The following is a 26331-nucleotide window of genomic DNA, read 5'->3' as shown; positions in this document are numbered from 1 at the left end:
GTATACGCATTACGAAGTGGTATGCTATTCCAGGGCATACCGCTTCAAGGCGTATATGCCGATATTGAGTGGGTTTGCCTCGGCAAACCACTTAATCTTCGGTATAAGTGTGGCGGTCACACAGGGAGCGCCGGTTTTTGTTGCTGCACGCGGTGATTCTTCAGTTGATTAATAATTTAAGGCTTAGTAGTTGTAATGTCAAGGGAGAGCGTGAAAAACATTGTTGTTTTTTGGGCTTGGGTGGGGGTGGTGGAGCGTTGGTTCTGGCTGGGTTGTAACATGCGACTTCTATGAAGTCGGGCTGCCATAAGGGCCCTGAGAAACTAGGATGTGACTTCTACGAAGTCGGGGCAAGATAAGGTTCCTGAGAGGTCAGGATGCGGCTCTACCTGTCTGCGCCGAATAGCATGGTGCTACGAAGTCATTCGACCGTTTTATACGGCTTATTAGGCAGGCTCCCCGTCCTTTGAGTAGCTGAAGGTGTCTGCGCCAGACTCCGGAGGAGGCGCTATAGGTTGTGCTATAAGATTGGGTACTGAAGATGTATTGGCAGAGCCTCACTTCACGGCTTTATCCACCCGCCAACTCCCCGATCAACCGGTCCAGCTTTTCTTCATCTTCGGTGTTCAGCGGAATACCAGCCAGCAAGTCCTCAAGGACGTACCTTCTCATTGCAGCAGCATCACCTTGTGATTGGACGGACAAGAAAGTTTGGACGGTCTCCAAATCCAGCTCTGTAAAGTCGGATAGTTCATCAGCCGTCCATTCCGGGAAACGGGTAGCGGTTTTGAGCAGGTTAAAAATACTATTTTTATGGATACCTTCTTTCCTGCCTTTTTGTAGACCTTTTTCCACACCTTCTTCTCTACCCATCTCCAATAATTGTTCTAACGTACTCATCACATTCGGTTTTGTCGTGAATTCAGTGTTTTCCAGTTCTTCCAGGAACCTCTTGGGGGAGCGCTCGGCTACGCCCAGAATATAAGTTATAATAGAAAGCACCTGATCGCTGTCTTCCGCCCCTTCAAAGATAACTTCAATATACTCAAAGATCAAGTCTGGCTTGTGCCGCAGCGCCATTGATAGTACAGTGGAGCGGAAATAGCTCAGGTCTAGCTTTAGCAGCTCCTCCGGTGGCAGGCGGTGCGCATCTTCAAATAAAAAACGAAAATCAGGCAGATAGGGTTTCAGGACTTCATAACCGGGGTGCCCCTTAAAGATTTCCCGGATGCGTTTAGGCTGCCATGTTGCTTTCCCATTATAAAACAGCAGGGGCAGCACGGGCTCCAATGGCTGCTTTTTAGCCTTCACTTGCTCGCGCAGCAGTAGGAAAATGTACAGCCCTATTTGTACCGCTACATGCTCGTCCGGCTCTGATTTGTGCTCAAATAGCAGGCAGAAATAAAAATGCTCCCCACTTCCGCCTTCCAACTGGCACCGGTATACGACATCAGCGCTGAACAGCTTCAAATTAGGGCGCAGGGACTGCACTTTCTGCTGCTGAAGCGTACTAAGGTCAGCAATAGCTGCAATTTTAGGATAGAAATACTCAAGATAGGCTTTTACCACCTCCGGGCGCTCATAGCCGACTTGAAAAAGCGGTCGTCTGGCTGATGGATATTTAGATTTTGGGGCATGGTACAGAGATTGCGAATTAAAAAAACAGAGACTCCTCAAATAAATTGCGCGAAAGAGAGATTACGTACAATAAGAGATGCTGTGCCAAGCTTCTTGCTTTAGCATAAAAGCTAAGCCACAACCAGCTGCTCAATCAACCGGTCCAGCTTTTCTTCATCTTCGGTGTTCAGCGGAATACCAGCCAGCAAGTCCTCAAGGACGTACTTTCTTAACGCAGCAGCATCACCCTGGGATTGGAGGGACAGGAAAGTTTGGACAGTCTCCAAATCCAGCTCTGTAAAGTCGGATAGTTCCTCTAAATTAAGAGTTGGGAAACGTATAGCAGTTTTGAGCAGATTGAAGATACTCTTTTTGTAGATACCTTTGTCCAGGCCTTCTCTGCGACCTCTCTCTAAAATTTGCTCTAACGTACTCATAACTTCTGGCTTTATAGTGAATGTTGTGTCTTTAATTTGCTTCAGGAATTCTGCTTCCGAACGCTCTGCCACTCCCAGGATATAGGTCGTCACTGCGATAATCTTTTCTTTCCCGTCCGTCCCTTCAAAGATAAGCTGAAGGTACTTGAATATCAAGTGCTGCCGGTGCCGGAAAGCCATCGACATCAGTACACTGCGGAAGTAGCTCAGGTCAAGCTGCAACAGCGCTGCCGGGCTAAGGCGCGTAGCGTCCTGAAATAGAAAACGGAAATCAGGGATGTAGGGTTCCAAAGCAGCGTAATGCGGATGCCCCTGAAACAGCTCGCCCAGCGTTTGCGGCATCCATTTCTCCTTGCCGTTATAAAAAATGAGGGGCAGCACAGGCTCCAGTTCCCTGTCCTGTTTTTTCACCATGCTGGATAAGAGTTCCATGATGTACAGCCCAACCTGCACGGCAACGTACTTATCGGGCTTGGACTTGTGCTCAAATAGCAAACAGAAATAGAAGTGGTCATCTGCCTCTCCCTGAAACCGGCAGCGGTAAATAACATCTGCTTCGAACCGTTTCAGGTTAGGGCGCAGACTGACACCGTTTTGCAGCTTCAGGCTCGCAAGATCTGCAATAGCTGCAATTTTAGGATAGAAATGCTCAAGATAAGCCTTGACCACATCCGGGTCGCTCATTGCTGACTTGAAAAAGCGGTCGTCCGGCTGATGGATATTTAGATTTTGGGGCATGGTACAGAGATTGCTTCAGCCCTAATATACATAAATTATTTTAAAAAATAACAGTTTTAAATAAATTAAACAGTTTTAAAATTCTGACCTTCCCACAGGAAAAGATCAGGCTGTACTTCCCAAATCCTACCCCGGAAAGTACAGCCTGTTTTGTTTACTCTCCTTTCACCAACTTTCGGGTGTACTGCTGCCCGTCCCGGCTAATCTGAAGCAGGTAAACCCCGCTTGCGGTGCGGCTCAGGTCGACTTGCTGCTGCCAGTCACGCTGTACCATTGCTGCGGTTTCCCAGACCAGCTTCCCGTCAAGGGTGAAAATACGTAGCTGATAGGTATCGGCTACGTTGGCTTCCAGGTAGAGATCGAGGGTGGTGCGGAAAGGGTTAGGCGTGGCGCGAACCTCCGCCAATCCCAGGTCGAGCGTGGTACTAACGATGGTAAGCGCTTCCGATTCGCGGGTACAGCCATTGGCATCGGTGATTTGCACGGTGTAGGTGCCGCTGGACTGTGGCGTGTAGGTAGCTGATGTAGCGCCACCTATGGGTTCCCCATCAAGGTACCACTGATAACTTTCAAAACCAGGTGCCGCAGACAGGTCATCGCCCTGCGTGGAAATGAGGTCATCAGGAAAGTCTGCTACGGTCACTTCGAAAGCAGCAGATACCAGGGAGTTACAATTACCCGCTTCGAATCCGGCTAATACAACATGGTAGATGCCTGGCTCAGTAGCCGACAGCGTCCCATTCAGCGTTTCCTGAAGGTAGGTGCTGTCGCGGTACCAGCGGTACAGGTAGCCGTCAGGCGTATCTCCTGCATTCAGTACAGCGGGGTCGTTTGGGCCACAGACGATCGCATCTCCGGAAATAGCGGGAGCAGGCGGCGATTGGTTGCAAGTCGCCTCCACCCTGTACAGACGGCCGTTGATCAGCTCTGCCAGATAAAGCTCCCCATCACTGTCCTGCCCGAAGGTGGCATACTCTCCTCCGGGACCGTCAAAGACTTCGGTGTTTACCCAGTTGCCGGCGAAGTCCTGCTCCAAAGTCCAAATTTTACCGGAGCAAAAATCTGCATAGACATACTTACCGTACAAGGCAGGAAACGCGCTCCCCCGGTAGACAAAGCCGCCGGTAACGGAGCAACCATCACTGCTGCCGGTATTGTAGGTGTGAATGGGGGGCGTATAGGCACTTTCGGGCTCACAGCCCCCGGTATTGTAAGCCTCAAAGCCTTCATAACAGCGCCAGCCATAGTTTTCTCCACCTTCGCTGTCGGCGGGCTGAAAGGTGATTTCCTCCCATTCGTTCTGGCCTACGTCGCCAATCCAGATGTCGCCGGTTTCCCGGTCGAAGCTAAAGCGCCAGGGGTTGCGCAGCCCGATCGCCCAGACTTCGTCGAGGGTGAAGTCGTCCTCCGCATAGGGATTGTCGGGGGGAATGGCGTAGGGGTCGCCATTGTCTACATCAATACGAAGCATCTTTCCAAGAAGCGATTGCCGGTTCTGGCTAAAATTTTGAGGATCACCACCGGAGCCACCATCGCCCATGGGGATGTACAGATAGCCATCGGGGCCGAAGGCCAAGTCGCCGGCGTTGTGGTTGCCATAAGGCTGCCCAATGTCGAGCAGGATGACTTCGCTGTTGGGGTCAGCGGTGTTCGGATTACCTGAATTTACCTGAAATCTGGCAATGCGGGTATCGCCGTCATTTGCGGTGTAGTTCACAAAAAAATAGCCGTTGTCAGCGTAATTGGGGTGGAAAGCCAGGCCCAGCAGCCCCCGCTCGCCATTAGCAGGGCCGACCCGGTCGTTGATATCCAGGAAAGGTTCGGGCACCAATTGCCCGTCCGCATCCAATATCCGGATACGGCCAGTACGTTCTACCACAAACAGGCGGTCATCACCGGCATTCGTAATGTCTGCGGGCTGCGACAAATCGTCATTGATCAATTCCAGATTGAAGATTGGCTGGGCGTGGAGGCCAAAGCTAATGACTACCAGCAATAAGAGAAGTAGAGTACGCATGGATGTTTTAATTTTGAAGGTACGAAAATACAACTGCCAGTGCAGCAGGTTGTTTTGAAAACTTCGGCTTTGTCTGTGCCCCGGCAATTGATTTTGATGGCGCTACCTGTACGGTAAACTTTGCCATGCCAGCCTTTAGTCCTAACTTTACCAGCAATAATACCGATAAGCAATGCTCAAGCAATTTCCGATCATTCTGTTTTTATTCGCTGCAGCTATTGGCCTACAGGCTCAGCCGGAGTACCCTAAGTCTAACCTTTACCTCTTCAAAGTCAATCAGGAGGACGATGGCAGCATCAGCTTTACTGAGCCCCGCTACCTGACCGCTTTTAACTCCGAGGGCTTCAACAACGACCCTTTCTTTTTTAGCAATACCGAGCTTTACATTTCTGTAAAGGAGCCGGGTGCAATACAGTCCGATCTTTACAAGCTTGACCTGGAAAACCAAACCAAGCTGCGTGTGACGGAAACACCTGAGCCGGAATTTGTACCTGCCCGTATGCCGGAGTACTACACCTTCTCCGCTATACGCACAGAAAAAGACGGACAGGATGATGTCTACCGCCTGTGGCAATTCCCTATTGATCAGCTGACTAACGGAAAGCCCGTCTTTAAATACCTCAACGGCATAAAAGATTACCTCTGGCTCAACAGCCGGGAAATCGCCATCTACAAGGAAGAAGACCCCACCACGCTTTCCATCGTCAATACCGCGAATGACGACATTCAGACCCTGGCCACCAACGTAGGCCCCTGCATGTTGCGCCTGCCCAATGGCAACCTCGCCTATGTACAAAAGAGCCGGTACGACGACTGGAAGATCATGGAAAAGAACCTCTACCGCCGACGGGAACCTGCCCGCACCCTCATTGAAACACTGCCCAATGCCGACCACTTTGCAGTTTTGCCCAGTGGTGCATTGATTATGGGCAAAGGCAGCAAGCTGTACCAGTACAATAAATTTACTGATGACAACTGGACAGAGGTAGCAGACCTGCGCTTTTACGAAATCCGGAATATCACCAAGGTCATTGTCAGCCCGGACTTCCAGGTGGTGATTGTAGCGGACTAAGTATGGACTATCAGGGGATTATTGAGGAGATTGCAGCGCTCGTCCGGCCAGAATTTGGCAAAGGCAAGGTGGCGGATTATATCCCGGCTTTGGCGAAGGTGCCCGCCAGCAAGTTTGGCATAGCGGTACGTACGCTTAGCGGAGACACTTTTCAGGTAGGGGATGCCGAGGAGGCTTTTTCCATACAGAGTATTTCCAAAGTTTTTGCGTTGGCGCAAGCCTACCCGATCTACGGGGAAGCGCTGTGGGAGCGCGTAGGCATGGAGCCTTCCGGCAATCCGTTCAACTCCCTGGTACAGCTGGAGTATGAAAAAGGGATTCCCCGCAACCCTTTCATCAATGCCGGGGCGCTGGTCATTACGGATATGCTGATCGAGCATTTCCCAAAACCCAAAACACAAATGCTGGACTTCATCCGGGAGCTTTCCGGGTCTGATGATGTGTACTATGATTATGAGGTGGCCCGGTCGGAGCGGGAGTTTGGGTTTACGAATGCCGCGCTGGTCAATTTCATGAAAAGCCATTACAACATCAAAGCGCCGGTGGAGCAGGTACTTGATGTCTACTTCCATCAGTGTTCGGTGGCGATGAATTGCCGGGAGCTGGCCAGTGCCTTTCTGCTGCTCGCCAATCACGGGGTGCACCCCCGCAATGGTCAGCGCATATTGACCAAAAGTCAGGCCAAGCGCATCAACGCCATTATGCTGACCTGTGGCTTTTACGATGAGGCCGGGGAGTTTGCATTTTGTGTAGGCCTGCCGGGCAAAAGTGGCGTGGGCGGCGGTATCGTAGCGGTCATTCCCAATGAGCTGGCCATAGCCGTATGGAGCCCTGAGCTAAACGAGCACGGCAACTCACAGGCGGGCATCAAGACCCTGGAGCTCTTCACAACGATGACCGAAATGTCTATTTTTTAAAACGCTTGCCTATGCCTGCCGCCCAAGTTTACGGAAAGTCTTTTATCATCACCGGTGCTGCAAGTGGCATTGGGCGACAGTTGGCTACTGGATTAGCACAGCAAGGCGCCCGTTTGCTGTTGGCAGACCTTAATATTGAGGCCCTGCAAGCTGCTTTTAGCGAAAGCGGTGACCTGTTGGTCCGGCAAATGGACGTCACTTCGGAGGCAGACTGGGCGAAATTGGTGGAGACGGCAGTGAAGGCTTTCGGGCAGCTTGACTATTGTGTGAACAACGCCGGGGTCATCCGTCCGGGTTTTCTACTGGACAGTACGCCGGAGCACATCCGCTACCATGTGGAGGTCAATGCGCTTGGGGTCATGTACGGCACCCACTTTTCGGCTAAGGTAATGGCCCGGCAGGGGCAGGGGCACATCATCAATATGGCTTCTCTGGCGAGTATCGCTCCGGTACAGGGGCTGAGCTTGTATTCCGGGTCGAAATTTGCAGTACGCGGCTTCAGCCTTGCTGCGGGGTATGAGCTGGAAGACAAGGGCGTCTGCGTCAGCCTGCTTTCGCCGGACCTGGTGCACACCAATATGCTGGATGTGCAGCTGCAATACCCCGAGGAAAGCGCACTGAGCTTTTCGGGCGGTGCCCAACCGCTTACTGTGGAAGAGGTGGAACGGGCTTTCTACCAGGTCTTACGCCAAAAACCGCGCGAATACTGCCTGCCCGCGAGCCGGGGGTGGCTGGCGAAAATCGGGAGCGCCTTTCCCGGCCTGGGAGCGAAAATTGGAAAGATTGTTAAGCAAAAAGGACTGAACCGAATCAAAAAGCGCTATCAAAAAAGCTAAAACCATGAGTAAAACCTGGAATTGGGGCATTATCGGCCCCGGAAAGATCGCCCATAAATTTGCACAGGACATTGCCAAACTGGACAATGCGCGCCTGAGTGCCGTAGCGAGCCGTTCTCAGGACCGGGCGGACCAATTTGCCCGACAGTATGGTGCATCCTACGCTTACGATAGCTACGAGGCCTTGCTGGAATGCCCCGAATTAGACGTTGTTTACATTGCTACTCCTCATAGTGAGCATTATCGCAATGCCATGGTGTGTATTGAGGCAGGGATTCCGGTACTCTGCGAGAAAGCATTCGCATTCAATGCCACCGAGGCAAGGGAAATGGCAGAACTGGCGCAGCGCAAAAAGGTTTTCCTTATGGAAGCCCTCTGGACCCGGTTTTTGCCGACCACTCAAAAGATACTGGAGCTCATTCAATCGGATGCCATCGGGCGGGTGGTTTCCGTGAAAGCTGATTTTGGCTTCAAGGCGGATTACAATCCTCAAAGCCGGCTGTTCAACCCGGAGCTGGCAGGTGGTGCACTGCTGGATATTGGCATCTATCCGGTCTTCATTGCCTACCTGATGATGGGGCGTCCAGAGCGCATTCAGGCCATTGCCCGCTTGGGGCAGACGGGGGTAGACGAAGAGCTGGGCATGCTGTTCCAAATGGCGGACGGGCGTATGGCCCACCTGCATGCCACCTTACTGGCGCATACCAAGACAGAAGCTTTCATCTATGGGGAGAAGGGGACCATTCACATGCATACCCGCTGGCATGAGCCCACGCACTTCAGCCTGATTGGAGAAGACCGGCGCCCGCAGAATTTCCACTTTGACTACGGCACCAACGGCTATTCCTACGAAGCACAGGAAGTGATGCGGTGCCTGAACGAAGGGCTAACCGAGAGCCCGCTCTGGCCCCTGAGCCACACCCTGGAACTCATGGAAACGCTGGACCGTATCCGGGCGGAGATTGGGCTGGTGTACCCGGGGGAACGTCAATAGTTGACCTCGAAGCTGCCATCGGTAAGGATGACCGCTTGCTGACCGCCGGTAGCTTCGAAGTTAAAAGTGCCTTCCAGCCTGCGCTGATCCTCATTGAGCAGGTCAATGGTAATCGTTCCTGATTCGGCGCTGAGGGTGTCGCCCTGAGAGGTGATGTAAGTAGCGCTAAACGATCCGGTGGGGTCGAGATCGTAGGTGCCAGGATCTGCATTTTCTGGAATCCGGAAACGAATCTGCCGGTCATTTTCACCCAGTGACTGTACCTGAATTTGCCCGTCGCTAAGGGTCGTGGTGATGGAATCGGAGGTCCAGGTTGCCCCATCAATAACAGCACGGAGACCGCTGCTAAAGATGGGCGGAAGGCTGTCGGTGTAGGGGACTTTAGTGAAAACCCCTTCCGTAATTTCAACACCACCGCTTTCCTGCGGGCGATAGCAGCGGGCTTCAAAACGGCCACTGATCCATTCCTGAGCGGTATCTACCTCAGTGATGCGCAGGAAGCCATCCCCATCAGCCGTATTGGATACGTAAGTGCGCGCGCCTCCCACAGAGGTGTACGTCAGGCCATCCGGGCTGCCGGGCAGGAAAGCTACGGTTTGGGGCTGTAAGTCGCCAATGGCAACCCCCATAACGATGGCGCGTTCATCCAGTGAGCTGCCACTAAGGGTGAGGGTGCCATCCACGTAAGCCGCCTCCAGCACATCAGCCTGCCAGGGGCTGCCGTCGATTGTGGCTTTCATCCTGCCATCGGGGTTCAGGGTGGGGCCTTCATCGCGGCATTGTGTGAACAGAAGCACAGAGAGCAGAACAGGCAAAAAACACTTCATGGGTTTTCTTTTACGATCCTGGAAAAATGGGGCTTACCTTTCTTTTTTAACCGGATTTTGAAAGCCATGTTCTGCCGGAAAGGTAATTGAGCCTAAGCAAAACGGAAGGAAAAAGCCGAAACACGAATAAGCAATGCTCGGGAAAGCTACAATCCAGACATGGGCCGGAATAGCGTAGCGCTAGCCGTGGGATGCAATTGGCAAGTGTCCCGGCAGATACATTTGGGATGGTTTGCTGCTCTATTGATCCAACCGGACCGGGGACGACCTGTTTTAACCTCAATATGGAAATTACAGGCAAGACTAACGAATACCTTCTCCTGGAGACGCTCCATGCGGACTACACCGGGCAGCTTGAAAGCCCCAGATCCCAGGCATTGTCTATTTTGTGGCCGCTGGATGATCAGACGATCCTGACTATTGATACGGTACGGCACCAGCCTGAGCCTCATCAACTGTTGTTTTTGACAGAATTTCATCGCGTCAAAGTAGAGCAGCTTGGGCAGGTGCGCCTGCTTCGGTTTAACCGGGCTTTTTACTGTATTATCGACCACGATACGGAGGTAGGCTGTAAAGGCATTTTGTTTTTTGGTGCAGAAGACCTGCCTACTGTTCGGATACCCGAAGCGGAACAACGTAAATTTGAGCTTCTGTGGGAAGTGTTCTTGACAGAAATGAAGTCATCCGATCATCTTCAGGTGGCTATGCTGCAGATGCTGCTCAAACGGATGCTGATTCTCTCCACCCGCTTGCACAAGGAGCAGCATCAGGCCGAGGCGATGGGCCAGGGCCAGTTTGATGTCATCCGGGAGTTCAATTTTTTGGTCGAAAAGCATTTTCGGCAAAAGCACAAAGTTGCAGACTATGCGGCGATGCTTTACAAATCACCTAAGACGCTTTCCAATTATTTTGCCCGCTACAATCAGGAAACGCCCCTCCATATGATCCAACACCGGATTTTACTGGAAGCGCACCGTTTGCTAGCCCATTCCACTCTGCCGGTAAATGAAATTGCAGACCAGCTCGGTTTTGCAGATGTGCAGGCGTTTAGCCGGTTCTTCCGCCGAAAAGAGGGATGTGCGCCTTCCCTATACCGGGAAAAAACGCGAACAGCGGGAAGAAATGCCAATCCGGCGGGAAATACTGCCTAACGTTTGCCTGCTTTACGCCTGCATCTTTGTATCGAACAATTGATCAAGTCATCCTAAAATCAAGATAACGATGCAAAATTTCCAAGTTCCTCAACGATCAGAAGTCAGTACCCAAAACCAAGCCATATTTGACCAACTGGAAAAGCAGGTCGGCTTTGTCCCTAATTTGTATGCCACGATGGCCCATTCTGATACAGCACTCGGAAACTACCTTCAACTTCAAAGTGGCAAAACTTCTCTTAGCAACAAGGAAAAAGAAGTGGTCAATTTGGCGGTAAGCCAGGTCAATGGCTGCCGGTACTGCCAGAGCGCCCATACGGCTATTGGCAAAATGAATGGCTTTACAGATGCCCAAATCCTGAAATTGCGATCAGGAACGGCCTCATTTGACGCTAAACTTGATGCACTCGCCCGTTTTGCGAAAGCCACTGCCGAAACTCAGGGCAGGCCGGATGAAGCGGTAGTCAGCCAATTCTTAGCTGCAGGTTACACCAAAGGAAGCTTGGTGGATGTGTTGCTTCTCATTGCGGACAAAATCTTTGCCAACTACCTCCACAACGTCACTCAAATCCCAATTGACTTCCCGGTAGCGCCCGAACTGGAAACAGTAACGGCTTAAGCCATCCACTTTGCGTACTACTCCCTGAGGCCGTCCGTGCCGGGCGGTCTCCGCCTTTTTCTAAATCTGCAGTCTACCTGGTCAGCCCGGGCAGGCTCTACTCAACCCTTTTGCTATGAATCATCTCAGATCTTTCCATCGCTTTCTATTGCGTTTTTCCACGCCGGTCACCATGGCAAGTTGCCCCAATTGCTGGGGTTACCAGGAGTTTGACACCTATAGCTATGAGCGCCCGCCTGATCAGCAGGTCGATGTGCAAAACGGTTTAGCCCGCCACAGCTTTATTCGGCAATTTACCATCAACCGTATTGAGGGCATTAGGAGAAAAGCCTACCGCCACTGCGCTTAGTCCTTCTTAGTCGTGACCAGATAAGGGCGCAGCTCTATGCCTTTGGGGCTGCGAAAACGCCGGGAAAGTTCCAGTTGCTGAATCTTTTCAGGCGCTAGCGTTGCCGTAAAGGACAGGCGCTGCCCATCCGGACTGAACCCCAGGTATTGATCGATCCGCAGCACGTGTGTTTCTCCCAGAGGACCGTAGTCGAAGCCCCGGTACAGGGTGTCCATAGGCGCTGAGAAATGGACGGTGAAGCGATGGTCATTTTGTTCCACCTTCGTGACAGTTGGGCGGGCCGCCTCGTAGGCTTCTTTGAGCTTTGCTAAGGGTTGTTTGAAGTACCCCATCTGATCTACAAAAGACTCCACGGCAGCGGCATCGCTGTAATCCAGTTCAATAAGATTAGCAATGGCTTGCTGTTTGTCCGCGGCTTGGTTGTAGTAGTGCTCAGAAAGTGCATAGCCGATATAATAGCCCAAGTCCCGCTGCCCGAAGGGATTGGGAGCCCCTGACCATACCCACCATCCCGGATGCTGGTTGAAAAGCTCCTGCTCAAAACGCTGAAAGACGGTATCGCGGTGACTCTTCCCATAGGCAATCGCTGGCACCACCGATGGCGACTCCATGCAAAGCGATGCGATGAATTCGGCGCTGCCTTCCCGCAGGACGATCGCAAGCAGGCTCGTATTGTAGGCCTCCACCTGCTGCGTATGCACAAATTCGTGCGCCGCCAGAAATCGGACATTGTGAATGGGGTCGTAATCCTGGATATAGTCTTTGAAATATTGGTAGGAAGGAGGGAACTCTGAGGTATGGACAGTGGTGTCTGTGAAAGCCATCTCCGCACCAAACATCACCATGGAATCGACGGTAGTGCCATTGGTCCGGAAATTGCCCATGCCGAGATAGATTTTCCCACTCTGCATGGGTGGGTACAATTGACGGAATTTTTCCAGTGCAGCACGGATGTCTGCTTCGATAGGGGCACGCTGTTCCAGTAAAGGTCGCAGGGAGGCATAAAATTTGGGGTAAGCCCGGATATTGGCCAGGTACTCTTCCGGGGTATAGTTGCGTATAGCGAACAATTGCTGCTGCCCTTCGCTGGCCGGGCTAATGAATACGTCTTTGAGGATTTGAAGGTGCCGGGCGGTATCGGGTTCTGCCAGAATCTGATCATAAGCCGACCAAAAACGGTCGATATCGGCGGAAATTAGGCGTTGCTCCTGATCTGCAGGACCGGAAGCGCTGCAGGCCGTTAAGAGCCCTATCAGAATAATTGCGATAGCGAGAGGTTGCATTTTCATATTGTGAGGTTTTAGGTTATAACTATGCTTCCAGCCATTCTCTGATCTGCGCCATCTTCCCCTCCCTCTCAAAGTCATATACTTGCTGCACCTGATTTAGATGTTGGAATAGAGTCAGGGCCTTGCTCAACCGCACCCGGGCTGCTTCCGCCTTATTGGCGCTACTTAGGATTTCCCCTTCTGCCATGAGCAGGTCAGCCAGCAGGGTCAGTTGCCCTTCGTCGTATTGGTTGGCAAGTGCTGCTACAGAGCGCCCGGACAGGATTTCACTTTGCTCCTGAAGCTGCTTTTGATATTGCTCGTCCAGTAATTCCAGTGCAGCTTTGGCGTCGCCACTATGCGATAACTGGAGTGCCCGGGCAATGACCTGCGTGAGTTGTTGCAAGACTTTGAGGAAGTAATCTTTTCGGATCATAGCGTTAAGCTCGGACTTCTCCCTCAGTTGAGCAGTTTTTTTCGACGAACTTTATCCCTCTATCGGAAAAAGGCACTCCTGAGCTATTTTGTAGATTTCCGAAACCGCCTCAGCACCTTACCGCCCCGGTTGCGAAAGCCAGCAGAGCCATATTCCAGCTGGCTTTCAATAGTCAGGCAAACTTCTTCCTGCAATTCAGGAATACCCGCTGCTATTTTGGCGGCAAGCGAGATGGAGAACACACGCACAGCTACGCCAGCTTTGGGGTCGAGTATCCAGCGGATGGCCCGGTCGTAAAGCACGCCCTGATGGTCCTCGGGGATATCAGGCAGACGGTCGAAGCCTTTGAGCAACATTCGGTACACTGCATCGTGCTGTGGCTGCAGGAGTGCAGCGACGGCATCATGCAGGATGGTATGCAGCAGCTCCGGTTGGCGATCCAGGGTGTGGTCCATGGCCCAGGCGGCCCGTTGGGGCAGCGGAGGTTCACCGGTTTTGATAATGTGCCACAGTGCCTTGAAGGGCCAGGCGCCTTTGGTGACCTGAGTGGCGATATGCTCCATCCCGGCTTTGCTGTAGTTTTCGTAAAGGGCGTCCGTGAGTTCCATAGATGCTGCATTTTGCGGATTTCAAAATACGGAATTAGCAGAAATCATTTTTAGACTTGTCCTATCCTGCTATTTTAACTCCTGCTGTGACCCGTTTTTCACGCAGGGATGTTGGATTTTTTTGTATCTTATTTCCGCATTGGTAACCTTATGAGTTATGCATAAATTCTACGTTTTCCTGCTTGTTTGCTGTCCTTTGTTGATGCAAAGCATGCCCTGGCCGGGTTACATCTTGAGTAAAAACGGGAAAAAGCTGACTGGTCATATCGGGGTCATGCAGCATCAGTCCAGGACCAGCACCATCGTATTCATCAATGGGTTTGGAGATACTTATGAGATTGAAGCCGAACGCATCAAGGGGTTTGCGTTTGAAGCCCAGGGCAGGCTGTTTGCCTTTGAGAGCAAGGATTTGCAGCATGCGCACCGGTTTTTGCGGATTTTGCACAAGAATGGGCCGATGGAACTGTTTGTACTCACCTATGACTCAGGATCAAGCTGGGCTTACACGTTGCAAACGCTGCCTAGCATTCAGCGTTCTTACTGGATCCGGCTGCAGGGAGAAGAGACAATGGTAAAGGTTTCACGCTGGGGGTTCCGGCGCAAGCTGCGGCGGTTGCTCGGCCCAAAAGCGTCGGCGCTGGCAGAAAAGATAGGACAGAAAGGCTACAGATTTGATGATATGCCGCGGATTGCCGAAATTTACAATCATTTACTGACCCCAAGGCCAAAGCCAATCGAGTTATGAAGAAAAAGTGTGTGGAGTGTGGAGAGTCCTTTCACGGACGGGCGGATAAGAAATTTTGCTCGGCCCACTGCCGCAGCAGCCATAACAACCGGCTGAACCGTGACTTCAACAACTTCATGCGCAACATCAACAACATCCTGCGCAAAAATCGCCGCATAATGGCAGATTTAAACCCTAATGGCAAGGCGTACGTCCACCGCGACAAGCTGCTGGAGCAAGGGTTTAAGTTCGCCTACTTCACCAATGAGTACGTCACCAAAGCAGGCAAGGTCTACCGCTTTTGCTACGATCAGGGGTATATCGAAAAGGATAATGGCTTCCTGACGCTGGTGGTCAGGCAGGAATATGTGGAATAGACCTACCAGATATCAAGCCCTTCTGTAAAAGACAAGCGCTTGGATTCCAGCAGGGCACCTTCCGGGCTGATTTCTTCAATGTGGACGGCTTCGTAAGTTTCCCACTCAATACGGTAGGATTCTGAGCCATCGGCATACTGTACGCTGCCGATGAAGGAAACGTCCTTGTCTTCATGATTCGCTTCGTAGTACAGGCGCACGGGGCGGGGCAACTGGGACGGATAAAGGCGGGTGTGGGTCTCTTCCCACTCACCTTCGGCAGAGAAAAAAGCTTTAGCCAGGCGGTCACGGGCATCGAGGAAAGTCGCAACGAAGTCTTCCTCTTCCACGCCCCAGGTCACAGCAGCAGTCGGCACGTCCATGTACTGACGGCTGAATGCATCTTTTACCTTGGGAGGAACGGCGTCTCCCGCTACAAAAAGCGAACAGCTAATCAGTACGCTAAGTAAAATGGTCATAAATTACATTTGGCTTTGTTGCACCAATGACATTAATTACGCTGAGGGGTGACAAATGTTTTGGCTTTAACGCAAAAAATTATTTAAGGAGGTACGCTTTCCAGCAGGCAGGATTATGGACCTTTTTAGCGAAAGGGTTGTTATGTTCACAGAATTGAACCTGAATTGCAATGCACAACGGCTTTTCAAGACCATTCAACCGGCTCTTTTTATTGGTTGTACTTTTTGTTTTTAGCGTTTGGCCAGCCCTAGCGCAATATGGGGCTATTGACCGGCATGCCCGGCAGGCACCGGACAGTCTTAGCAGTGACTTACCGCGGTTAGCGGTCTATCTGACGCAAGAAGCTCAAAATGAGACGGAAAAAGCCCGGGCAATTTACACTTGGGTTTCCGGGTATTTGCAGTATGACCATCTGGCAGAACGCAAGGGGCAACGCATCAATCAGAATCTGCGGGACATCCTGGACCGGCGGCGGGGCCTGTGTATGGATTATGCCTTATTGTACCAGGCTATTTGCCGGTATGCCGGCCTGCAGTGTGAGAAAGTCGATGGCTATGCTGCACCCAGGCTTGCTGAGGGGCGGCAGGTTCCGGAAAAGGCAGACCATGCCTGGAATGCCGTTTGGGCAGATGGGCAGTGGCGTTTGCTCGATGTTACCTGGGGTGAGGTGCAAGATGAGTCTCAACTGGCTTACAGCACGTCCTACTTCTTCACCCCTCCGGAAGTTTTCATACTCACGCATCTTCCCGAGCAGCCGATGTGGCAACTGCTGCCCTGCCCGGTTTCCGTGGAGGATTTTGCTCAATCTCACACTATGCTCTATCGTCAGGTTACCCAACAGGATACCTGCTGGTCGGCCATGGACTCCATTGCCGCTACGATCAGCCTGCCTCCTGCTGCGCGCCGGCTTGCCCTCGCCCGGCAGAGTTTTGAATTTAACAACACGCCCTACACCACGAGGCAATGGGCAGCTGCGCTATTCGATCAGGCCGTGGCTTTTGATGAACAAACCGAAGGCCTCCCCTACCCTGATAGTGCCAATACGATCGTCCGGCTCAGGCAGCAGGCCATTGAATACGCCGAAACAGCACTGGATCTAAGCGAACCACAGACCTGGCAGCGCGAGCTTTACGCACAGTTGCTGCTCAATCAGGCGATTGGGCGGTATCAACTTCCGGATGGGCATCCTTTGTCTGCCGATGCGGAGGCTACTGTGGCTATTTTGGAAACTGCTAAAGCTCAGTTGTTGCTGCTGCCATCTGAGGGGTATTTCCGGGGCTACGCGTTGCAGCAGTGTAATCGTTTGCTGGAACAGCTCTCGGGTGGAAATTGAAGATTTTCACTACATTTAATCCTAAAAGCATGCCCATACAGGACCAATTTCAGCTCAACGGCAAAACCGCCATCATCACCGGTGCCAGCAAAGGCATAGGGGAAGCTATCGCCCATGCCCTGCACGAAGCGGGTGCCAACGTCGTCGTCTCCAGCCGCAAACAGGAAGCCGTTGACCAGGTCGCTCAGACGCTGGGCGAGCGAAGCCTTGCTGTTGCCGCTAATGCCGGAAAGCCCGACGAGCTCCAAGCTCTGATCGACCGTACCCTCGAGGCGTTTGGCGGGATTGATATCATCGTCAATAACGCTGCTGCCAATCCGGTATTCGGACCGGTAGAAAATACGGAGCCCTGGGCTTACGACAAGATTATGGATGTCAACGTCAAGGGGCCATTTGAGCTATGCAAGCGCGCACTGCCCTACCTGAAATCTGGCGGGGGCTCCATTATCAATATTAGTAGTGTGGGCGGACTGAGCCCGGAGCATCAGCTGGGCATTTACAGCGTAAGCAAGGCTGCACTGATTTCCCTGACGAAGGTAATGGCTAAAGAATGGGGGCCGCAGGGCGTCCGGGCAAATGTCATCTGCCCCGGGCTGATCAAGACCAAGTTCAGCGAAGCCCTGTGGAGCAACGAGAAAATCCTGAAGTATGCCCTGGCGCAACTGCCTATTCCGCGGGTGGGCTCGGTGGAGGAGGTGGCCGGATTGGCACTTTTCTTGGCGGCGCCCGCCAGTAGTTACTGTACCGGCGGGGTGTATACAGCAGATGGTGGGTTTACAGTTTAGCGAACCGGCCTAAGCATCTATTTTTTTACAACCAGCTGGCTGGCGGTTTGGGCACCTTTTGCTCCCACAACCCTTACCAGGTAGACACCAGCCGGCAACCTTCTGAGTGACAGGGTAGCCTGTGCACCCGATACCTGCTGAGGGGGAATAAGCGACTGCCCAAGCATATCCGTCAATTGTATTTCATAGGTGTCCATTCCCGGCCAAATGACCGATATCTGGTCATAGGTTGGATTCGGTTGTATAGTCAAAGGGAGCTGTGCTGCCTCAGTTGTACCCACCGTACCTAAACTACCATCACAATTCTCGTCAACATCATTTCCGGGTATCTCTTCCGCATCGGGATTGATATCAGGGTCATCATCCATGCAGTCCTCCCAAAAGGGGAATCCGTCCTGATCAAAATCTAAATACTCTACCATGGTATTCTGCACCGTATTGGTGACGATGGCTTCATTGAAATCAAAGTAAATATGAGCCGTATTCTCGATGGCGGTGAAATCCTCCAGCCCTTCGTTTGCATTAATTTGAAAGGAAACGTAGCCATGGCTTTCCGGCTCATTAGTGGTGCTGTCAGGGAGAAGGATATTTTCAAAGATGAATTCCAGACGCCCGTTTTCGGACAAGTTGGTGCGGAAGGGGTGGTGGCTGGCGGAAAGCACATTTAGGGTACTCCAATCCAGGTCTTCTGAAAGCTGATCGGCAATACGGACAGTGAAAGCGGTGTCTGTACCTGTATTTTGAAAGCGCACGGTATAATGCAGCGTTTCATCAAACTGCGTGTAATTGCTGTTGGAAGGCTCGGCTCTGGCAGGCCGCACGAGTTTATCGTTAGGGTCGATTGCGCAAGTCAGGACTGATCTGAACTCGAAAGTATCCACTGCCGTCAGCCCTTCGGCTTCCTCAAGAAAAAGGATGGCATTAAGGATGATGGTATCGCCTACGAAGTTCTCATCCGGCATTTCCAACATAACGTTCTGCTGCAATTGCTGCCCCACCGCCAGTGTATCAAAAGACCAGCTAAGAGTGGTGCCCGAAACATCCGTAGCTGCGGTATCATACTCCACCAGCGTGAGCAAATCGCCAAGATCAACCGATAACTGCCCGGCACTCAGCCCTTCGCATCCCTGATTGATCCCATTCAACCAAAACGGGACGGTAAACCCACAGCGGGTCGGGCCGGACTGAATTTCAGCCATAAAGTCCACAGGGCCTGCCAGCTTCCGGAATCCAAAATCCAGTCCGGTAATCAGCGTATCTGCAGCCTGTACATCGTAAGAATCCGGCGTGGTGATGAGTTCCCAGCACTGATCGTCATCAGGCAGCACCGTAGCCGCCTGCCCTCTGCCGGTAAAAACCTGGAATTCCCCGTCCTCACCAGTATAGGTGGTATAGGTTGGGTTTTGCTCAATCCGGATTGATAGATCCGGGATGCCCGCTTCCGCCGTGTCCCTAAGTCCATTCTCATTTTCGTCGTGGAAGGCGGTGCCGGTGGCCCAGGTGTCCCGTATCAATTCAAAGAAGAAAATTTCTTTTCCATATATACCATCATCGCCCACAAAGTATACTCGGTCACCGACCCTCAATAACTGATCGGCAAACTCAAAAATATCATAGGGCGCTTCAAGAAGCCGGGTACCTTCCTGAGTACCATCGGTAACCCCAAAGACAGGAGCATCTTCTTCATCATAGGTAAACAAACAAAGTTCCTGTACAGCTGTGAAATTCTTGAACCCTTTCTGCGGGCTGCTTACGTCGGGACCGGCCAATCCGACCACTCCATCCGAAGACTCACTGATAAAAATAGGCGTTAAATTGGTCAAATGCCCTACGTTTCCGACAACACCGGGTGGAAATGGAGCAAAATCAGCGCCATTGGTTATGGTAGGAAAGGACTCCTGAAGCACTATGGTGCCGGATGCTGTGCCATCAGTACTGTATATGGCTCCGGTTGACGTATGGACAATTAGCTCGTCCTGAAGCATTGTCCATGTAGCAATATACCCTTCGATTAATCGGACAGTCCCGGCATCAGTGCCATCGGTTATCCAAAGTCCCCTCTCCTGATGAGACCAGTAACTGAAAAAAATCGCCTTATCGTCCAGGGTGGTAATGAATGCTATCTCAATATCTCCTCCACCCGGGTTAATATCTTTAACGAGTTGGCTCCCGGCAATTGTTCCATCCGTTCGCCAGAGTTCATAACCCGCCTCACTGGTATGCCCCTGAAAATAAAGGAAGCCGTTATAGGAATAGAGCTGGTAATGCGCTGAGTCCACTTCAGGAAGCTCTGAACTACTAAATTCCAGTGCCATATTGGTACCTGCCGCCGTACCATCTGTTTTCCATAAATCCCCCTGATGCCAAAAGTAGGCTTCCCCCTGATAAATTGCCGATTGCGGAGGATAAAGAAGAGGAGCATCAGGCCCAGTAATCATACTTGGCGGGGGAGCTAAGTTATCCAACAGGAAATTCGTATTCTCCAGTGTACCGTCCGTAATCCATAGTTCACGATCATTCGTAGCTACCAACATTTGGTCATTGAACTGGCCGAATTGAAAGCCTTCAGTGACCTCTAAACCAAGGTCTGTGGTGTCTCCTGTTTCTTCATGCAAAGTAATTAAGGGGGCCACCTCTCCCACTGAAAAATATAGGTGGTCCTTAAAGTAAATGAGATTTCTGATGTCCAGCCCTTTGGTGTCTGGGAAAAAATCTACGATGGGCGTAAGCTCCTGTTCAAGCTCATCGTATTCAAAAATCGCATTGCCTACTTCAAGGTCTGAGGCAACAACAAAGGCTTGACCGTCGAATTCAAAATAGTGGCAAAAAATTAGAAAAATATTGGAACCGCTCACTATGTCTTTTATATGATTAGTGCCTTGGGAAGTCCCGTCACTGACCCACAATTCACGTTCAGATTCTGAGTCTTGATTGTTTTGAACAGAAAAGAAACAGAGGTCGCTACTATGCGAATAACTACCAAAATCAAAACTGTCAAATGTTCCTGCAACCTGCGTCCCCTGTTGTGTTAAGTCCGTCGTCCAGAGAGTATCCTGGGTTGCCCCGGAAGTCTTTCTTCCTTTTACAAAGAATTGCTCACCAGTAATAAGGAGATCGCCCTCATCTAGTTTTGAGTAGGTTTGCATTAGCCTGACCAAAGTATCAGCCTCAGGTGTATAACCAAAGATTTGCCAGTGATCCTGACTATTCTCGACAGCAAAAAATTGCCGACCTCCATCCGTAGAGCGTGCGAAGGTAAACTCTGTGAATTGCTCACCAGGTGACAGGCTACTATGATCCAGGACTTTGTATGTCCCTTCATCTGTACCATCTGTATACCATACGGATTCAGCTTCGGAATCGGCGTATCTGGTGAATGTCCAACCAAACCTGGGATCGCCTTTGAGCGGAGAGAGGTATTCATTCCCGGGCGGAGCAGTAGGCGTTTCAATTTTCTGGGTTCCGCTGGTCGTTCCATCGGTCTTCCATAAGTCTACACCGCCACCATCCTTCTGAAACCTAATTACGGCTCCCGAAGGTGTTTTTTGCATCTCGTATATTTTGCCGCCCTCAGGGAACTCAAAAATTTGAGTCGTTCCTTCTATCGTGCCATCCGTTTCCCATAACAGAGAAGGAGAGCCGGAACCACCACTTTGGTTATGAAAGTAACTTTTATCACCAATGACTACAAAATGGAAAAAGTAGGATAGATCAGGTGAGACTTCAACTGTCCCTTCTGCTGTGCCATTTGAACGAACCAATGTCCAGCCATCCGAAATGTATAGCTCTCCATCGCCGGGGCCACGGTAAAAAGTAAATTCCTCAATTTCAAAATATTCCTCATCGTATTGATACACGACCTGTGTTCCTTCAGGAGTTCCGTCCGAAGCTATGAGTTTCATCCCTTCAGAAAACTGACGCAGGAAATAAACTATATTGTCAACCTGGGTCTTTCGAAAGCCCGAGTAACCATCCGGAAAAGGCAGAAAGGTCAGCTCCAGCGTGGAGTCGCTCACAAAGTATAGCCCACCTTGTTCCTCACCTTCAGGCAGGCCATGGAAAAAAGGCACCATGATCAAGGCTAAACCTATGTAGATCTAACCCCTCAACATTGGCTACCTCAATGGCTTGTTCTCCATCGAAAGCCATGAGTGTTCTCGTGCTTTGTAAGAGCCCATGTTCTCTAACAAAAAACGCATACTGGTTAGTAAAGACGAGACTGGTAGGACTATGAATTATTTTCGCCTCCTGATTAATATCGTAGTGGCCATACTCATAATCCCATATCTGACCGGTAAGAGGAGTAGTCAACAAACAAAAAAGAAAAAAAACCAGAGGTTGAGCGCGTAGAGTCATACTGAAGTATTTTGTTAGATACCTCAATATAGGCAAATTTTAAATTCGGTGCATTGCTTTAACTCCGCCGATTCACCTCCGCAATCACCTTGCGCACCCGGTCAAGCTGCACGGGGTAGTCCAGGATATTCTGAAACAGGTACTGCTTTTTGAGGTCCGGGTGGGGTTTCAATACTTCTGCGATCAGTTCATCGGTCACGATCTGAGGCATGCCGGTTTGCATATCGATGAGGATGCCGACGGTCTTGCCGGAGGGGATGCCCGCATCTACAAAGGTAGATTTGATGGGGAAGTGGACTCGGTCAATCAGGAAAAGGTAGCGCCCTTTCTCCAGCACGCGGGTATAGTAGTGGGCGCCTCCGGGGTAAGCATTGCCTCGGATGAATAGCTCATTGCCAGCCCTGAGGGCGTAGAAATTATGGCGCTCATGCTGATCGCGGTTGCGCAGCCGGTAGCGCTCCAGCCTGCCCATCAATCGCTTAAGCTTGCCCGGGAAGGCGTTCGTCCGCCCCTGCTTGAGGTCCAGGAAGTTGCTGGCTGTTTGCAAGCCCCGGGAATCTGATGCCCAGGCCTCTGTTTGGCTCATTTCACGGAAATCTTGATTCTCCCAACGCTCCTGATAGTGCTGCAGACAACGAAAGAAGGCGTCCTCCATGCGTGGGGAATGACCCTTTGCAACGGTAAGCTGATCACCGGAAAGCGTCACCGCCACTTCCTGTGTGGGCTTGCCAGGGGCATCAAACAACAGGTGCAGGCGGATGTAGCCCTCACCATCCTCAAGCTCGCGGCGTAAGTCCTCCCAAAGGTAGAGTTGCTTTACCCGCAAAACCACAGGTACGGCTTCGGCATCATGCATGAGCCAACCATTCATGCGGGTCTTAAGGTTGGAGAAAAATTCGGATTCGGCAATCAGCGGGCGCTTGATATCACAGTCGGCTCCCCGGTTTACGATACCGAGGTTGGCGGTGAAATTGCGCTCATCCTGGATTTCGGCAATGTAAAAATCGCTTTCCATTACTTTATCGATGCGCTGAGCGGCACCGATTACGCGGAATTCGACTTGTGCCTGCAGGGCCATGCATCCGGTCAGCAGCAGGGCAAGTAAGGGTAAAAGTCTGGGCTTCATAAGCAGTCATTTCAGGTATTCATGGAATTGCCAACGAAAAATACGGTAACCCGTAAGTTACGAAACAATCTACTTACAAATAGCTGGCTTTCGGTACTTGTTTACCAGAATGTCCGGTATCTAACAGCAAGGCCTGCATTTTCCTGATTAACAGCAAAAAAACCGAAGCGCCTTATCCCTTCCTGATGGCGGCCGCAAAGCCCTCCGTGTCCAGTGCGTTCATACACTCCGCAGTGGTCAGCCCGCCCTTCCTGCCGGCTAAGACGCCGTAACGGATATCGTGCATGCCGCTGGTGCTGTGGGCATCGGGGTTGATGCTGAGCAATATGCCTTTCTCCAGCGCGTAGGGTACCCAGGTCCAGTCCAAGTCCAGCCGGTAAGGGTTCGCATTAATTTCCACGCTTACGCCATTGGCAGCACAGGCATCGAGGACCTTTTGGTGATCAATGGGGTAGCCGGGACGGGACAGCAATAGCCGTCCGGTGGGGTGGCCGAGCATCGTTGTGTAAGGGTTCTCAATCGCGGTGATGAGGCGCTGTGTGGCCTTGTCTTCGTCCATGCGCAGGTTACTGTGGACGGAGGCGATGATAAAATCAAAGGCTTTCAGTACGTCTTCCTCGTAGTCCAGGCTGCCATCGTTGAGGATATCGCTTTCTATGCCTTTGAAGATGCGGAAGGGCGCGAGCTCCTGATTCAGGGCATCCACTTCCTCCATTTGTTCGAATACACGCTCCGGCTTCAGCCCGTTGGCGTAGAACGCAGACTTGGAGTGGTCGGTCAGGCCGAGGTACTGAAAGCCCCGGGCTTTGGCATACTCTGCCATTTCCCGTAAGGTGTGGGCCCCATCGCTGTAGGTGGTGTGGGCGTGTACGATGCCCTTGATGTCCGCCTCGGTGATGAGCTCGGGCAGGTCGTTGCTGCGGGCGCGCTCCAGTGCCCAGGCCTGCTCGCGCAGCTCCGGGGCGATGAAGGGTAGTTTCAGGATATTGAAAACAGCGGGCTCGTCGGCTTGCCCGGCCCAGTCTGCAGCGGGGGCTTTTGCAGTTACAGCTTCCAGGAAGGTATCACTGGCGGTAAGCGTGAAGAGCTGAGTGCCAAATTCGGCGGCCGGGCAGGTGTAAACCTTAACGGGTACTTCTGCTTCGGTAGTGGTTTTGGCGGCATGTGCGTTAGCTTCGGAGCTTACCTCCTTTAGCACGCCCAGGTCAGCCAGTACTTCAGCGGCTCCCTCCTGCCCTACCAGGATTTCTATTTCATCGATAACCACCGCCTTTCGGCGAATCGCACCGCAGCAATCTACAGGCACTTCGGGCAGGACTTTTTGAATGGCTGCGAGCAGTTGCTCTGCTTCCGCCTCGATGGCAGCGTAGTGGAATCGGTTTTTAGACTTTTGGTAGTACTCCAGTTTTTTGCGGAGTTCTTCCTGCGTCTTGGCCCCGAAGCCTTTGAGTTCCACCAGGCGGTTTTCGTTGACTGCGTAGAGGAGCTCGCCTACAGACTCCACGCCCAGTCCTTCCCAGACCGCCATGATTTTCTTGGGCCCGAAGCCTTTGATATTAAGCATTTCCTGAATGCCTTCCGGTGTCTTGGCCCTGTATTTTTCCAGGGTAGCCATTTGCCCTGCATCCAGCAGCTCCTGAATTTTGCCACTGATGGCTTTGCCTACGCCCTTGATGCTGCCGATCTCCTCGGGACTGAGCTCAGAGAGGGGTTGCTCATAGGCGCGCAGATTGCGGTAGGCACTCTGATAGGAACGGATTTTGAACGGATTCTCCCCGTGCAGTTCCATCAGCTGCCCGAGCTGCCGAAAGTGTTGTGCGATTTCTTTGTTGGTCATTGGGGTGCTTTTAAAACTCGACTTCCAGTTCCAGGGTCTCTTCGCCCCGCTTGACGACCACGTTAGTCTTGTCGCCTTTCTCAAATTGGCCCAGGCCTTCCATGTAGCCGTAGATGTCTTTGACCTCCGTATCACCAATTTTCAGGATGATGTCTCCTTTCTTCATGCCCGCATTATCCGCTGTGCGCCCCTGCATCACACCATCGATGCGCATGCCAGTGCCCTGAAAGACATAGTCCGGCATGACACCGAGCGTCACTTTGTATGCTGCCGGGCGGCGGCTTTCCTGCTCGTCCTTGGTTTTCGTGAATGCAATTTTACCTGCATCGTCCAGTTCCTCGATCAATGCCAGAATGTAGTCTGTGGTGAGCAGCAGGCCTTTGTAGTTGACCAGCTCGGAGTCATCTTCCGGCTTGTGGTAGTCTTCATGCTGGCCGGTGAAGAAATGCAGCACGGGGATATCCTCCAGGTAGAAGGAAGTATGATCGCTTGGCCCAATGCCAGACTCTGAAACGACCGTGGAAATACCTCCGACGGATAAATCTGCGAGCAATCCATCCCATTCGGGTGAAGTGCCGGCACCGTTGACCGAAAGCGTCTTTTCTTCATTCAGGCGGCCCACCATGTCAAGATTGAGCATGTAGTTGACTTTCTTCAGGTTTATGGTAGGGTTCTGGACGTAATACTTCGAACCAAATAAGCCCATTTCCTCACCTGAAAAAGCGATGAACAGGTAGTTATTATTGGTGGCTTTACCTTCAGAGAGCACCTCTGCCAGGCGGAAAATCCCCGCCACGCCACTTGCGTTATCGTCTGCCCCGTTGTGGATGGCCGGGTCGCCTGTGTGGCGGGACCCCATGATGCCGTGCCCCAGGTGGTCGTAGTGCGCGCCGATGACGATGGTGTAATCTGCGCCGTTGTCGAGGTAACCAATGACGTTGCGGGCGGTGCGCTCTTCGGTTTCTTTGGCATGAGGGTGCGCTTTGTACTGCACCTCAAAATCCTGATACCATTCGCCCCCGTACCCTTTGGGCTCCAATCCTATTTCTTCGAAGCGATAAGCGATGTAATCGGCGGCCATGCGCTCGCCCTTTTTGCCGGTCTCCCGCCCCTGCAGCAGATCAGAAGCCAGGTAAACGACATCGACCTGCAGTTGGAGGGCAGGATCATGCTGCGCGGTTGAAGTCATTGGCGAGAGCCCCAGTACAAGGGCTAAAGCGAGGACGGATCCTATCTTTAAAGTACCGTTCAGAATCATTGGTTGATGTTTTTGTAGCGTTTATTTGGAGTGAACAGCCAAAGCGGTATTCCGGCTGTCACCCGGTTGTCAGAAAATCAAAAATTATTAGACTTGTTCAACTAGAGCCTCAAACGGCTGCAAGTGGCAAATTTTATCTTGCTCGTCGTTAAAAAGCCTCGCCGATGCTTAGGCATCGCCTACGTTTTTT

At 51.7% G+C, this 26331-nt stretch carries 23 protein-coding genes; 11 read left to right on the top strand and 12 right to left on the bottom strand.

What is annotated here, in order from left to right; genetic code table 11:
* Positions 1–570: 570 nt before the first annotated feature.
* From MRY86_RS11580 to MRY86_RS11570, 3 genes are all read right to left on the bottom strand, one after another.
* Positions 571–1569, bottom strand: a complete 999-nt coding sequence (locus MRY86_RS11580) for an Rpn family recombination-promoting nuclease/putative transposase (protein ID WP_293563079.1) — start codon at positions 1567–1569, stop codon at positions 571–573.
* A 179-nt stretch (positions 1570–1748) separates the two neighbouring features.
* The gene (locus tag MRY86_RS11575; RefSeq protein ID WP_293563078.1) at positions 1749–2792 is read right to left on the bottom strand and encodes an Rpn family recombination-promoting nuclease/putative transposase; all 1044 of its coding nucleotides are present in this window, start codon (positions 2790–2792) and stop codon (positions 1749–1751) included.
* Between the two features lie 154 nt (positions 2793–2946).
* Positions 2947–4809 (bottom strand): PQQ-dependent sugar dehydrogenase, encoded by a 1863-nt coding sequence (locus tag MRY86_RS11570; RefSeq protein ID WP_293563077.1) that lies wholly within the window; start codon positions 4807–4809, stop codon positions 2947–2949.
* 172 nt (positions 4810–4981) lie between these two features.
* Between MRY86_RS11570 and MRY86_RS11565 the strand changes: the two genes are divergently transcribed.
* Genes MRY86_RS11565 through MRY86_RS11550 form a run of 4 tightly spaced genes read left to right on the top strand, consistent with a single transcriptional unit; the run spans position 4982 to position 8628 of the window.
* Positions 4982–5881, top strand: a complete 900-nt coding sequence (locus tag MRY86_RS11565; protein ID WP_293563076.1) for a hypothetical protein — start codon at positions 4982–4984, stop codon at positions 5879–5881.
* 2 nt (positions 5882–5883) lie between these two features.
* Positions 5884–6798, top strand: coding sequence for a glutaminase (locus MRY86_RS11560; protein ID WP_293563075.1), 915 nt, complete (start codon positions 5884–5886; stop codon positions 6796–6798).
* Between the two features lie 11 nt (positions 6799–6809).
* Positions 6810–7634 carry an SDR family oxidoreductase gene (locus tag MRY86_RS11555; RefSeq protein ID WP_293563074.1) on the top strand — a complete coding sequence of 275 codons (825 nt, stop codon included), beginning with the start codon at positions 6810–6812 and terminating at the stop codon, positions 7632–7634.
* A gap of 4 nt (positions 7635–7638) precedes the next feature.
* Positions 7639–8628: a Gfo/Idh/MocA family oxidoreductase gene (locus MRY86_RS11550; RefSeq protein WP_293563073.1), complete on the top strand. Its 990-nt coding sequence runs from the start codon at positions 7639–7641 to the stop codon at positions 8626–8628.
* Here MRY86_RS11550 and MRY86_RS11545 read toward each other — a convergent pair.
* Positions 8622–9455, bottom strand: a complete 834-nt coding sequence (locus MRY86_RS11545) for a DUF6252 family protein (protein ID WP_293563072.1) — start codon at positions 9453–9455, stop codon at positions 8622–8624. The genes MRY86_RS11550 and MRY86_RS11545 overlap by 7 nt on opposite strands.
* 284 nt (positions 9456–9739) lie before the next feature.
* On the opposite strand from MRY86_RS11545, the gene MRY86_RS11540 reads away from it, so the two are divergent.
* The 3 genes from MRY86_RS11540 (at position 9740) to MRY86_RS11530 (ending at position 11574) form a co-directional block, all read left to right on the top strand.
* Complete coding sequence (locus MRY86_RS11540) at positions 9740–10606, top strand: helix-turn-helix domain-containing protein (protein ID WP_293563071.1); 867 nt, start codon at positions 9740–9742, stop codon at positions 10604–10606.
* Positions 10607–10676: 70 nt separating this feature from the next.
* A complete protein-coding gene (locus tag MRY86_RS11535) occupies positions 10677–11225 on the top strand; it encodes a carboxymuconolactone decarboxylase family protein (protein WP_293563070.1) in 549 nt (182 codons plus the stop codon).
* Positions 11226–11340: 115 nt separating this feature from the next.
* Positions 11341–11574, top strand: coding sequence for a hypothetical protein (locus MRY86_RS11530; protein ID WP_293563069.1), 234 nt, complete (start codon positions 11341–11343; stop codon positions 11572–11574).
* On the opposite strand, the gene MRY86_RS11525 is transcribed toward MRY86_RS11530, so the two are convergent.
* The 3 genes from MRY86_RS11525 to MRY86_RS11515 all read right to left on the bottom strand — a co-directional run bounded on the left by MRY86_RS11525 (position 11571) and on the right by MRY86_RS11515 (position 13886).
* Positions 11571–12863: a hypothetical protein gene (locus tag MRY86_RS11525; protein ID WP_293563068.1), complete on the bottom strand. Its 1293-nt coding sequence runs from the start codon at positions 12861–12863 to the stop codon at positions 11571–11573. The two genes, MRY86_RS11530 and MRY86_RS11525, sit on opposite strands and share 4 nt — an antisense overlap.
* Before the next feature lie 22 nt (positions 12864–12885).
* Positions 12886–13278: a hypothetical protein gene (locus MRY86_RS11520; RefSeq protein WP_293563067.1), complete on the bottom strand. Its 393-nt coding sequence runs from the start codon at positions 13276–13278 to the stop codon at positions 12886–12888.
* 83 nt (positions 13279–13361) lie between these two features.
* Positions 13362–13886 carry a hypothetical protein gene (locus tag MRY86_RS11515; RefSeq protein ID WP_293563066.1) on the bottom strand — a complete coding sequence of 175 codons (525 nt, stop codon included), beginning with the start codon at positions 13884–13886 and terminating at the stop codon, positions 13362–13364.
* Positions 13887–14043: 157 nt separating this feature from the next.
* Between MRY86_RS11515 and MRY86_RS11510 the strand changes: the two genes are divergently transcribed.
* Both MRY86_RS11510 and MRY86_RS11505 read left to right on the top strand, forming a co-directional pair.
* Entirely contained in the window at positions 14044–14631 is a 588-nt protein-coding gene (locus MRY86_RS11510; RefSeq protein WP_293571466.1) for a hypothetical protein, read from the top strand.
* Entirely contained in the window at positions 14628–14987 is a 360-nt protein-coding gene (locus tag MRY86_RS11505; protein WP_044215775.1) for a hypothetical protein, read from the top strand. Before MRY86_RS11510 ends, MRY86_RS11505 begins: the two co-directional genes overlap by 4 nt.
* Before the next feature lie 2 nt (positions 14988–14989).
* Here the strand turns inward: MRY86_RS11505 and MRY86_RS11500 are convergent, their stop codons facing one another.
* Positions 14990–15445, bottom strand: coding sequence for a PepSY-like domain-containing protein (locus MRY86_RS11500; protein ID WP_293563064.1), 456 nt, complete (start codon positions 15443–15445; stop codon positions 14990–14992).
* Positions 15446–15657: 212 nt separating this feature from the next.
* On the opposite strand from MRY86_RS11500, the gene MRY86_RS11495 reads away from it, so the two are divergent.
* On the top strand, positions 15658–16779 hold the full coding sequence (locus MRY86_RS11495; protein WP_293563063.1) for a transglutaminase domain-containing protein: 1122 nt from the start codon (positions 15658–15660) through the stop codon (positions 16777–16779).
* Positions 16780–16808: 29 nt separating this feature from the next.
* Positions 16809–17564, top strand: a complete 756-nt coding sequence (locus MRY86_RS11490) for a glucose 1-dehydrogenase (protein ID WP_293563062.1) — start codon at positions 16809–16811, stop codon at positions 17562–17564.
* 17 nt (positions 17565–17581) lie between these two features.
* Here MRY86_RS11490 and MRY86_RS11485 read toward each other — a convergent pair whose 3' ends face one another.
* The 4 genes from MRY86_RS11485 to MRY86_RS11470 form a co-directional block, all read right to left on the bottom strand.
* Complete coding sequence (locus tag MRY86_RS11485) at positions 17582–21637, bottom strand: T9SS type A sorting domain-containing protein (protein WP_293563061.1); 4056 nt, start codon at positions 21635–21637, stop codon at positions 17582–17584.
* Between the two features lie 341 nt (positions 21638–21978).
* The gene (locus MRY86_RS11480) at positions 21979–23046 is read right to left on the bottom strand and encodes a hypothetical protein (RefSeq protein ID WP_293563060.1); all 1068 of its coding nucleotides are present in this window, start codon (positions 23044–23046) and stop codon (positions 21979–21981) included.
* 172 nt (positions 23047–23218) lie between these two features.
* A complete protein-coding gene (locus MRY86_RS11475) occupies positions 23219–24883 on the bottom strand; it encodes a DNA polymerase/3'-5' exonuclease PolX (RefSeq protein ID WP_293563059.1) in 1665 nt (554 codons plus the stop codon).
* A gap of 10 nt (positions 24884–24893) precedes the next feature.
* Positions 24894–26141, bottom strand: a complete 1248-nt coding sequence (locus MRY86_RS11470; RefSeq protein ID WP_293563058.1) for a M28 family peptidase — start codon at positions 26139–26141, stop codon at positions 24894–24896.
* Positions 26142–26331: the final 190 nt, after the last annotated feature.

This window comes from Phaeodactylibacter sp. (genome assembly GCF_022763345.1).
In the GTDB taxonomy this organism is placed as follows: Bacteria; Bacteroidota; Bacteroidia; order Chitinophagales; family Saprospiraceae; genus Phaeodactylibacter.
This window is presented reverse-complemented; position numbering and strand designations above follow the sequence as displayed.

Bases quoted from the DNA above. Each gene is read 5' to 3' on its own strand.
- MRY86_RS11575 (WP_293563078.1), bottom strand. From the start codon at position 2,792: ATGCCCCAAAATCTAAATATCCATCAGCCGGACGACCGCTTTTTCAAG.
- MRY86_RS11570 (WP_293563077.1), bottom strand. From the start codon at position 4,809: ATGCGTACTCTACTTCTCTTATTGCTGGTAGTCATTAGCTTTGGCCTC.
- MRY86_RS11565 (WP_293563076.1), top strand. From the start codon at position 4,982: ATGCTCAAGCAATTTCCGATCATTCTGTTTTTATTCGCTGCAGCTATT.
- MRY86_RS11560 (WP_293563075.1), top strand. From the start codon at position 5,884: ATGGACTATCAGGGGATTATTGAGGAGATTGCAGCGCTCGTCCGGCCA.
- MRY86_RS11555 (WP_293563074.1), top strand. From the start codon at position 6,810: ATGCCTGCCGCCCAAGTTTACGGAAAGTCTTTTATCATCACCGGTGCT.
- MRY86_RS11550 (WP_293563073.1), top strand. From the start codon at position 7,639: ATGAGTAAAACCTGGAATTGGGGCATTATCGGCCCCGGAAAGATCGCC.
- MRY86_RS11545 (WP_293563072.1), bottom strand. From the start codon at position 9,455: ATGAAGTGTTTTTTGCCTGTTCTGCTCTCTGTGCTTCTGTTCACACAA.
- MRY86_RS11540 (WP_293563071.1), top strand. From the start codon at position 9,740: ATGGAAATTACAGGCAAGACTAACGAATACCTTCTCCTGGAGACGCTC.
- MRY86_RS11535 (WP_293563070.1), top strand. From the start codon at position 10,677: ATGCAAAATTTCCAAGTTCCTCAACGATCAGAAGTCAGTACCCAAAAC.
- MRY86_RS11530 (WP_293563069.1), top strand. From the start codon at position 11,341: ATGAATCATCTCAGATCTTTCCATCGCTTTCTATTGCGTTTTTCCACG.
- MRY86_RS11525 (WP_293563068.1), bottom strand. From the start codon at position 12,863: ATGAAAATGCAACCTCTCGCTATCGCAATTATTCTGATAGGGCTCTTA.
- MRY86_RS11520 (WP_293563067.1), bottom strand. From the start codon at position 13,278: ATGATCCGAAAAGATTACTTCCTCAAAGTCTTGCAACAACTCACGCAG.
- MRY86_RS11515 (WP_293563066.1), bottom strand. From the start codon at position 13,886: ATGGAACTCACGGACGCCCTTTACGAAAACTACAGCAAAGCCGGGATG.
- MRY86_RS11510 (WP_293571466.1), top strand. From the start codon at position 14,044: ATGCATAAATTCTACGTTTTCCTGCTTGTTTGCTGTCCTTTGTTGATG.
- MRY86_RS11505 (WP_044215775.1), top strand. From the start codon at position 14,628: ATGAAGAAAAAGTGTGTGGAGTGTGGAGAGTCCTTTCACGGACGGGCG.
- MRY86_RS11500 (WP_293563064.1), bottom strand. From the start codon at position 15,445: ATGACCATTTTACTTAGCGTACTGATTAGCTGTTCGCTTTTTGTAGCG.
- MRY86_RS11490 (WP_293563062.1), top strand. From the start codon at position 16,809: ATGCCCATACAGGACCAATTTCAGCTCAACGGCAAAACCGCCATCATC.
- MRY86_RS11485 (WP_293563061.1), bottom strand. From the start codon at position 21,637: ATGGTGCCTTTTTTCCATGGCCTGCCTGAAGGTGAGGAACAAGGTGGG.
- MRY86_RS11480 (WP_293563060.1), bottom strand. From the start codon at position 23,046: ATGAAGCCCAGACTTTTACCCTTACTTGCCCTGCTGCTGACCGGATGC.
- MRY86_RS11475 (WP_293563059.1), bottom strand. From the start codon at position 24,883: ATGACCAACAAAGAAATCGCACAACACTTTCGGCAGCTCGGGCAGCTG.
- MRY86_RS11470 (WP_293563058.1), bottom strand. From the start codon at position 26,141: ATGATTCTGAACGGTACTTTAAAGATAGGATCCGTCCTCGCTTTAGCC.